This is a genomic window from Tepidiphilus sp. HLB4 (assembly GCF_054823945.1).
In genome coordinates this window covers 34,259-41,153 of sequence record NZ_JSYB01000010.1, presented here as the reverse complement: position 1 = coordinate 41,153, position 6,895 = coordinate 34,259, and the positions used below count along the sequence as shown (strand labels likewise).

At 66.6% G+C, this 6,895-nt stretch carries 12 protein-coding genes; 1 reads left to right on the top strand and 11 read right to left on the bottom strand.

Translation table 11 applies throughout. From position 1 onward, the window contains the following. The 6 genes from OA56_RS02900 to OA56_RS02875 all read right to left on the bottom strand — a co-directional run. A partial coding sequence (locus OA56_RS02900) for an MFS transporter (RefSeq protein ID WP_461583349.1) occupies window positions 1-1,195 on the bottom strand: 1,195 nt, incomplete at its 3' end. A 100-nt stretch (window positions 1,196-1,295) separates the two neighbouring features. Next, entirely contained in the window at window positions 1,296-1,574 is a 279-nt protein-coding gene (locus tag OA56_RS02895; protein WP_055423379.1) for an HU family DNA-binding protein, read from the bottom strand. A 155-nt stretch (window positions 1,575-1,729) separates the two neighbouring features. Continuing rightward, on the bottom strand, window positions 1,730-2,605 hold the full coding sequence (gene purU / locus OA56_RS02890) for a formyltetrahydrofolate deformylase (protein ID WP_055423380.1): 876 nt from the start codon (window positions 2,603-2,605) through the stop codon (window positions 1,730-1,732). Further along, entirely contained in the window at window positions 2,602-3,225 is a 624-nt protein-coding gene (thrH, locus tag OA56_RS02885) for a bifunctional phosphoserine phosphatase/homoserine phosphotransferase ThrH (protein ID WP_055423381.1), read from the bottom strand. Before thrH ends, purU begins: the two co-directional genes overlap by 4 nt. A gap of 43 nt (window positions 3,226-3,268) precedes the next feature. Beyond that, complete coding sequence (locus OA56_RS02880) at window positions 3,269-3,613, bottom strand: AzlD domain-containing protein (RefSeq protein WP_055423382.1); 345 nt, start codon at window positions 3,611-3,613, stop codon at window positions 3,269-3,271. Continuing rightward, window positions 3,592-4,293 carry an AzlC family ABC transporter permease gene (locus OA56_RS02875; RefSeq protein ID WP_055423383.1) on the bottom strand — a complete coding sequence of 234 codons (702 nt, stop codon included), beginning with the start codon at window positions 4,291-4,293 and terminating at the stop codon, window positions 3,592-3,594. Before OA56_RS02875 ends, OA56_RS02880 begins: the two co-directional genes overlap by 22 nt. A 60-nt stretch (window positions 4,294-4,353) precedes the next feature. Here OA56_RS02875 and OA56_RS02870 point away from each other — a divergent pair, with 60 nt between their 5' ends. Continuing rightward, complete coding sequence (locus OA56_RS02870; RefSeq protein WP_055423384.1) at window positions 4,354-4,770, top strand: hypothetical protein; 417 nt, start codon at window positions 4,354-4,356, stop codon at window positions 4,768-4,770. Window position 4,771: 1 nt separating this feature from the next. Here OA56_RS02870 and OA56_RS02865 read toward each other — a convergent pair whose 3' ends face one another. From OA56_RS02865 to OA56_RS02845, 5 genes are all read right to left on the bottom strand, one after another. After that, on the bottom strand, window positions 4,772-5,170 hold the full coding sequence (locus tag OA56_RS02865; protein WP_055423385.1) for an RNA-binding S4 domain-containing protein: 399 nt from the start codon (window positions 5,168-5,170) through the stop codon (window positions 4,772-4,774). A 33-nt stretch (window positions 5,171-5,203) separates the two neighbouring features. Next, complete coding sequence (locus OA56_RS02860) at window positions 5,204-5,464, bottom strand: DUF2442 domain-containing protein (protein ID WP_055423386.1); 261 nt, start codon at window positions 5,462-5,464, stop codon at window positions 5,204-5,206. A gap of 10 nt (window positions 5,465-5,474) precedes the next feature. Next, window positions 5,475-5,675 (bottom strand): DUF4160 domain-containing protein, encoded by a 201-nt coding sequence (locus tag OA56_RS02855; RefSeq protein ID WP_198289016.1) that lies wholly within the window; start codon window positions 5,673-5,675, stop codon window positions 5,475-5,477. 79 nt (window positions 5,676-5,754) lie between these two features. Then, window positions 5,755-6,474, bottom strand: coding sequence for an LrgB family protein (locus tag OA56_RS02850; protein WP_461583348.1), 720 nt, complete (start codon window positions 6,472-6,474; stop codon window positions 5,755-5,757). Beyond that, entirely contained in the window at window positions 6,464-6,811 is a 348-nt protein-coding gene (locus OA56_RS02845; RefSeq protein WP_461583347.1) for a CidA/LrgA family protein, read from the bottom strand. The genes OA56_RS02850 and OA56_RS02845 overlap by 11 nt, the downstream gene beginning before the upstream one ends. Between the last annotated feature and the right edge of the window lie 84 nt (window positions 6,812-6,895).

Genomic DNA, 6,895 nt, shown 5'->3' with positions numbered 1-6,895 from the left:
GAAATTTACAGAAAAAAGGTTGCACAACCTGCTCCGGCGCCAGATCGATGAGCGTGAGCGTGTTCATGGCCGTGAATTGCAGGGAATTGATGGCGCCGAAAACAACGAGCAGGGCATAGAGGAGCGCCACGGGCCGTGCAGGGTCGATCAGCGCAAAGGCCATCATCGACAGCCCCAGCAAGGCGGTGTTGACGAGGAGAACCCGGCGATAGCCGAAACGGGCGATCAAGGACGTGCCGACGGCCTTGGCCGCGATCGCCGCCGCCGCCATCGGGATCATGGTCATGCCGGCGACCGCCGCGCTGTAGCCCAAGCCCACCTGCAGGAAGAGCGGCACGAGGAAAGGCATGGCGCCGCTGCCCAGGCGCGCGAAGAGATTGCCAAGAATGCCGACGGCAAAGGTGGGAGTGCGGAAGAGCCGCAGGCTGAAGAGTGGACTCGGATGACGTGCGGCATGCAGCCAGTACCCCGCAAGGCAGGCGAGCCCCGCCACCAGCAGGAGCATTACTTTCGCATGGGCAAAGGCCAGCTCTCCCAGTCCCTCCAGCGCCAGCGAAATCGTCACCATGGAGGCGCCCATCAGCACGAACCCCCACACGTCGAAGGGTGCGCGCGCCACGGGGATGAGCCGCGGCAGCCAGCGATGCGCTGCCCACGCTCCGACCGCCCCCACGGGCAGGTTGATGAGGAAGATCCAGTGCCAGCTGGCGTATTCGACGAGCCAGCCGCCGAGCGTGGGGCCGATGAGCGGCCCCACCAGTCCGGGGATCGTCACGAAGGAGAGCACGCGCACCAGCTCCCGACGAGGGTAGCCGCGCAGGATGATGAGCCGCCCCACCGGCATCATCAATGCCCCGCCTCCACCCTGCACCACGCGCCCGGCCGCGAGCCAGGAAAGGGAGGGCGCAAGCGCACAGGCAAGCGACCCGAGGCAAAAGAGGAAGATGGCGACGATGAAGACGCGGTGCGGGCCGAAACGGTCGGCGAGCCAGCCGGAGAGCGGCGTGAGCAGCGCGACCGTCAGCAGGTAGGAGATGACCGCCGCCTGCATGCGCAAGGGGCTCTCGCCCAGCGATGCGGCCATCGCCGGCAGCGCGGTGTTGAGGATCGTGCCGTCGAGCGTCTGCATGAAGAACGCCGAGGCGACGATCCAAGGAATGAGGCGGGCAGTGCGCGGATCGAGCGCAGTCGTCACGGCAACCCCTGAAAAAAAGACGACCCGCGGCGGGGTCGTCCAGAGCCTGCGGACACACACGCCGCAGGCCCCCGAGCGCGGACGAGCCGCGCAGGGGGTATCACTTGCCGGCGATGCGTTTCTTCAGCGCCGCACCGGGCGAGAATTTCGGCGCCTTAGTGGCCGGGATCTGGATGGTTGCACCCGTTTGCGGGTTGCGACCCGTGCGCGCCCCCCGCTCGGTCACTTCGAAGGAGCCAAAGCCGGTGAACACCACTTTCTCGCCTTTCTCCAGACGCTCGGCGATCAGCTCCAATACCGCGTTGAGCGCCCGCTCGGCCTCGGCGCGGCTGGATCCCAGCGCATCGGCCAATGCTTCGACGAATTCACCTTTGTTCATCGCAAACCTCGCTATCGTTGATGGAAAATCGAACGCACCGCGGCGCGGCGAACCATGCCGGCGTCGGGCCCCCTCCGTACGTATGCGCTATTCTGCCGTAAAACCGCCACCTTGCGTCAAGCCGCGCGGCACAAATCCCGCGCCTGATGCCGAGCTCAGCGAAACACGATGGTTTTGTTGCCGTGGACCAACACCCGATCCTCGAGGTGATAGCGCAACCCGCGCGAGAGCACCGTCTTCTCGATGTCCTTGCCGTAGCGCACCATGTCGTCCACCGTATCCGAATGATCGACGCGGATGACGTCCTGCTCGATGATCGGCCCTTGGTCGAGCTCCTCGGTGACGTAGTGGCAGGTAGCCCCGATGAGTTTCACCCCCCGCTCCCACGCCTGGTGGTAGGGCCGCGCTCCGACGAAGCTGGGCAGGAAACTGTGGTGGATATTGATGATGCGCGCCGGGTAGGCACGGCACAGCTCGGGAGGCAGGATCTGCATGTAGCGCGCGAGCACCATCACGTCGCCGCCCACTTCCTCGAAGAGGCGTCGGATCTCGGCGAAGGCCGCCGGCCTGTTGTCCGGCGTCACCGGCACGTGCAGAAAAGGGATGCCGTGCCATTCGACGAAGCCACGCAAGTCTTCGTGATTCGAGATCACGCAGGGGATCTCCACGTCGAGCTCGCCGCTGTGCCAGCGCGACAGGAGGTCATAGAGGCAGTGTTCCTGGCGTGAGACGAGGATGACGACGCGCTTCTTCACCGCCGAGTCGCTGATGCGCCAGTCCATCTCCAGCGACTCGGCCAGCGGGGCGAAGCGTTCGCGCAATTCGGTCAACAAGAGCGGGATGCTGTCGGCGCGGATCTCGAAGCGCATGAAGAAACGGCCGCTGGGCGCCAGCGGCCCGGGCGGCTCGGCGTGCAGGTTGGTTTCGAGGATCCAGCCGCCGTGCTCGGCGATGAAGCTGGCCACCTTGGCCACCAGCCCGACGCGGTCGGGGCAGGAGGCGGTGAGCGTATAGTGCCGCTCCTTGCTCATCGCGCCGGCTCCCGCAGGCGGGCGAAGGATTCGTCGATGAGGGTGCGCAGGGCGGCGTAGTCGGTGACGTGGGGAAACTGCGGGAATTCGCGCACGACGTTCTCTGGGGCGCGAAAGAGGATGCCGGCGTGCGCTTCGCCGAGCATGGTCGTGTCGTTGTACGAATCCCCGGCGGCCACGACGCGGAAATTGAGCGCCTTGAGGTGACGCACCGCCTCTTGTTTCTGATTGGGCAGGCGCAGGCGGTAATCCACCACGCGGCCGGCGTCGTCCACTTCCAGCGAATGGCAGAACAGGGTGGGCCAGCCGAGCTGGCGCATCAGCGGGCGCGCGAATTCCTGGAAAGTGTCGGAGAGCAGGATCACCTGGTAGCGCTCGCGCAGCGCATCCAGAAAAGCCTTGGCGCCGGGCAGCGGCGTCATCGAAGCGATCACCGCCTCGATGTCCGGCAGGCGCAGGCCATGACGCTCCAAGAGCGCCAGCCGATAGCGCATGAGCTTGTCGTAATCGGGCTCGTCGCGCGTGGTACGCCGGAATTCGGCGATCCCCGTGCGCTCGGCGAACGCGATCCAGATCTCGGGGATCAGCACCCCTTCGACATCGAGACAGACGAGTTCCATGGCCACTCCCGGCTACCCGCAAAGCGCGTGACAGCGGGGCATTCTACCCGATTCCGGCACCCCACGAGCGCAGCAGGGCCAAACCGAGCGCGCAGGCCGCCACGCCGGCGAGAATGGGCGCGACGAAGCCACCGAAGCGGCGTTGCACCGCCAGCGTCGCTCCCAGGCCGAGCAGTTCCGGCAGCCAACCGCCCGCTCCATGACCGCGCACGTCGCCGATCACCGACACCCCCAGCAAGGCGGCGATGAGCATCGGCCCCAGGAGTTGCAGGGTGCGAAACACCTTGCCCGCCGGGTCGAGCCGGCGCGCCCCGATGAGGGGCAAGGCGCGCAGAGCATAGGTCCCCAGGCCGATCGCCACCAGCATCAAGAGGATTTCCGTGCGCATCGCACCTCCCCGATTCCTGCCAAGAGCGCGCCGAGCACCGCGGCGAGCAGCAGCCCTAGCGCCGCGTGCTGCGCCAAGGCGAAGGCAGCGGCCACGCCCACCGTCACCAGGATCGCCCCGCGCCGTCCCGCATGGGCATGGGGCAGCAGCAGGACGAGGAAGAGGGCCGACAGGGCGATCGGCAAAGATTCGGCGAGCAGCGGCAGATGGCTGCGGATCCAGTCGCCGGCGAGCGCTCCGGCCGCGCTCGCGCCTACCCACGACGCGTAGGCCATGGCCTCTACCCCGGCAAGCCACAAGGGACGCTGGGCTGCCGGCTGGGCCGGTAATCGCCCAAGGGCCACGGCGAACACCTCGTCGGTGAGCCCGAAAGCCAGAGCAGACAGACGCGAGGGGCTTGCCGGTAGATAGGCCGCGATCGCCGGGCCGTAGAGCGCATGACGGGCGTTGAGCAGCAGGCACAAGCCGACGGTCAGCGCCATCGGCGTTCCTGCCGCGAGCAGCCCCACCAGCATGAACTGCGCCGCTCCGGAATAGACGATGATCGAGGTGAGCGTGGCTTCCATCGCGCTCATGCCCTGCTGGGTGGCCACCACCCCGAAGGTCACCCCCACCGGCAGGTAGCCCAGGGCGATGGGAACCCCGTCCCGCAGACCTCGCAGCCACGGCCCATCACGCATCCCGTTCCCCTTTCGTGAAGAAGGGGTAGAATATCGCATTCTTCCGTCGCCCATCCTTCCATGAGCCGCTCTCTCGCGTTCATCGGCCTTTTCATTCTCGGATTGTCCGCCGTCGCCGCCACCGTCGCCACGACCGACGACGAAGTCAAGCGCATGCGCGAAGAAGCGCGGCAGCTGCGCCGCGAAGCCGACGAGATCGTCGACCGCGCCCGCATCGAGTGCCAGAAGCGCTTCCTCGTCAACGCCTGCATCGACGAAGCCCACGAAAAGCGCCTCGAGATGCTGCAAAAGGCCCGTCAGCTCGAAATCCAGGCACGCCAGATCGAAATCGAGCGCAAGAAGGCGGAAAAAGAGGCCCGTGAACGGGCGCGCGCCGAGAAGCAGGGCACGGCGGAGGGGACGCAGCCCGCCACCGAAAAAGAAGCAGCCCCGAACGCACCCCCAGCAGCCAGCGAAACGCCGGCGTCCGCTCCCTGAGTCAGCCGCCGCGCTTGAGGGCGCGCAGCTTCGCCCTATCCACCGCGTCCCCGCGCACGCGCGGCTCGCGCCGTTCCCGCTTGCGCGCCACCGCCTCCTGCCGCCGCGCGAGGCTTGCCGGATCCTCCTCGTAGAGGAGCCGCGCCTCGCTCGCCGGCCCGCGGCGCGCCGACAGCGCCTTTACCGTGATCTCCCAGACGTATTCGCCGATGGTGATGGTGAGCCGCTCGCCCGGCTTCACCTCGTGCGAGGGCTTGGCCCGCGCCCCCTGCACCTTGACGTGACCGCCCTCGATCGCCTCCTGCGCCAGCGTGCGCGTCTTGAAGAACCGCGCCGCCCACAGCCACTTGTCCAGGCGCACCCGCTCGCCGGCGCCGCCGGCCGTTTCCCGTTTGCTCATCGACTTACTTTCAGCGCAATCGCGTGGCTACATTCAGGCATGATGCGATGTCTCCGTCCGTACCACCGCCATAGAACGTTCGTAGAGCGTTTCGGGGGCGATATCGATTGCCCCCGGCCAGACCACGGTGCCGTACTCGACGTGCGCCAGGGCAAAGAACGCCGGATCGCGCAGCCGGCGAAACACAGGAAGATCGAGATAGGGGCGCATGTCGAAACACCGTGTCTCACCGTTGGTAAAGGTAAGCCGCAGATGGAAATTCGGCTCGATCTCGACGGAACGTACTCGCACCATGACGTTTTCCTCACTTCAGCGGATCGATGGGGAAGACAGGCTCGCCACGCGTCGCCAGCGCCCAATCAGCCATCAGTTCTTCTTCGTGAATCGCAATCCATGCCTGAAGGATGCGCAATTTTTTCGGTGGCAGACTTCCCTCGAGCAATTCCCCTTCCGGAATGCTCACCACCGCCTCTTCGCCCTGATATTCGACATGCAAGTGCGGCAAATGGTGCTACTGTACGTCTATATACAGCATTCGGACGATCAATCCATAGAACATGCTGATGGTCGGCACGATTCCCCTCTCACCCTAGCCACGGCAACACCACCGCCGTCACCACCCCGTTCAGCCCCATCCCCAGGGCGGCGAACGCGCCGGCCACCGGATCGATCTGCATGGCTCGGGCCGTGCCGATGCCGTGCGTGACTACCCCCAGCGCCAGGCCCTTGGCTGCGGAAGAGCGCACCCGCATCGCCGCGAAGAGCAGCGGCCCGAAGAGCGCACCGAGGATGCCGGTGACAATGACGAACACCGCCGCGAGCGCCGGGATGCCGCCCATCTGCTCGCTCACCGCCATGGCGATCGGGCTCGTCACCGACTTGGGCGCGAGCGTGCGCAGCATGGTCGCGTCCAATCCCAGCGCCGCACCCAGAGCCACGGCGCTGCCGGCGGCCGTCACTGAACCGGCCACGAGCGCCACTGCCACCGCCTTGGCGTGCGCCGCTACGCGGCGGCGCTGGTGAAAGAGCGGAATCGCCAGGGCCACGGTGGCCGGGCCCAAGAGGAAGTGGATGAACTGCGCCCCGGCGAAATAGGCTGGATAAGGCAGGCCGGAACCCAAGAGCAGCGCCCCGAGGGTGGCGATGCTCCAGGCGACGGGGTTGAGCAGCGGATGCAGGCCGGCCCGCCGATGCACCCATTCCCAGACGAGATACACCGCCAGCGTGATCGTCAGGCTGAAGAGCGGCGTGGCCGACAGATACACCCACAGCTCGCGCCAGGGTGCGATCGCTTCAAAGGGCATCTTCCCCTCCTGCCAGCCGTTCGAACACCCAGGCCGACACCGCCAGCCCCAGGAGCGTGCTCACCAGCAGCACCACGCCGAGCACCAGCCAGGACTGCTGCAGGCGCTCCCAGTGTGCCACCACCCCCACCCCCGCCGGCACGAAGAGCAGCGAGAGGTGGCGCAGCAGCGTCCCCCCTGCCTCTTCTACCGGTTTGGGCACCCGCCCCAGCGGCAAGAAGAGCGCGAGCGCGAACACCAAGCCCATCACCGGCCCCGGCACCGGCCAGTGGAAGAAGCGCACCACCACTTCACCGGCGAGCTGCAACGCCAGCAAGGCCGTGAGACCCCACAGCATGATCGACTCCATCGAACGCGGCACTACGAGCCGCGGTCCCCTCATTCTAGCGAAAAGGTGCCGCTGCGAAAGGGGAACATTTAT

Bases quoted from the DNA above. Each gene is read 5' to 3' on its own strand.
- OA56_RS02845 (WP_461583347.1), bottom strand. From the start codon at position 6,811: ATGCTGTGGGGTCTCACGGCCTTGCTGGCGTTGCAGCTCGCCGGTGAA.
- OA56_RS02880 (WP_055423382.1), bottom strand. From the start codon at position 3,613: ATGCGCACGGAAATCCTCTTGATGCTGGTGGCGATCGGCCTGGGGACC.
- OA56_RS02870 (WP_055423384.1), top strand. From the start codon at position 4,354: ATGAGCCGCTCTCTCGCGTTCATCGGCCTTTTCATTCTCGGATTGTCC.
- OA56_RS02860 (WP_055423386.1), bottom strand. From the start codon at position 5,464: ATGGTGCGAGTACGTTCCGTCGAGATCGAGCCGAATTTCCATCTGCGG.
- OA56_RS02895 (WP_055423379.1), bottom strand. From the start codon at position 1,574: ATGAACAAAGGTGAATTCGTCGAAGCATTGGCCGATGCGCTGGGATCC.
- OA56_RS02865 (WP_055423385.1), bottom strand. From the start codon at position 5,170: ATGAGCAAACGGGAAACGGCCGGCGGCGCCGGCGAGCGGGTGCGCCTG.
- purU (WP_055423380.1), bottom strand. From the start codon at position 2,605: ATGAGCAAGGAGCGGCACTATACGCTCACCGCCTCCTGCCCCGACCGC.
- OA56_RS02875 (WP_055423383.1), bottom strand. From the start codon at position 4,293: ATGCGTGATGGGCCGTGGCTGCGAGGTCTGCGGGACGGGGTTCCCATC.
- thrH (WP_055423381.1), bottom strand. From the start codon at position 3,225: ATGGAACTCGTCTGTCTCGATGTCGAAGGGGTGCTGATCCCCGAGATC.
- OA56_RS02850 (WP_461583348.1), bottom strand. From the start codon at position 6,474: ATGCCCTTTGAAGCGATCGCACCCTGGCGCGAGCTGTGGGTGTATCTG.